Origin of the sequence: Pseudomonas sp. 2822-17 (assembly GCF_002742485.1) — a bacterium.
Lineage (GTDB): Bacteria > Pseudomonadota > Gammaproteobacteria > Pseudomonadales > Pseudomonadaceae > Aquipseudomonas > Aquipseudomonas cyclaminis.
In genome coordinates this window covers 1-295 of record NZ_LJRZ01000550.1, presented here as the reverse complement: position 1 = coordinate 295, position 295 = coordinate 1, and the positions used below count along the sequence as shown (strand labels likewise).

Annotated in this window: 1 protein-coding gene; it reads left to right on the top strand. The window is 59.7% G+C overall.

The window, feature by feature from the left end; genetic code table 11:
- Positions 1 to 295, top strand: a 295-nt coding sequence (locus AOA60_RS32735) for a hypothetical protein (protein WP_158235048.1), incomplete at both ends; no start/stop codon positions are given.

Genomic DNA, 295 nt, shown 5'->3' with positions numbered 1-295 from the left:
AAGCAGGCACCGTCGCCGGTACCTTCAACGCCCGTGACGAAGAAACGCCGCGTGAAAATCTGACCATCAGCTTCACCGCCGGCACCAACGCCGACGGCTACTACGCCATCTCCGGCAACAACGTCGTGCTGACCGCTAAAGGCGCCGAATTCGTAAACGCGGGTAATCAGCTACCGAAAATCGACCTGACTGTTACTGACGCTGGTGGCCTCAGCTCTACCGGCGAAGGCCAGCCGACTGTGACCCTGGTCAACGACGTTCCACTGATCGACATCACGCCGACCACCATCGTCGA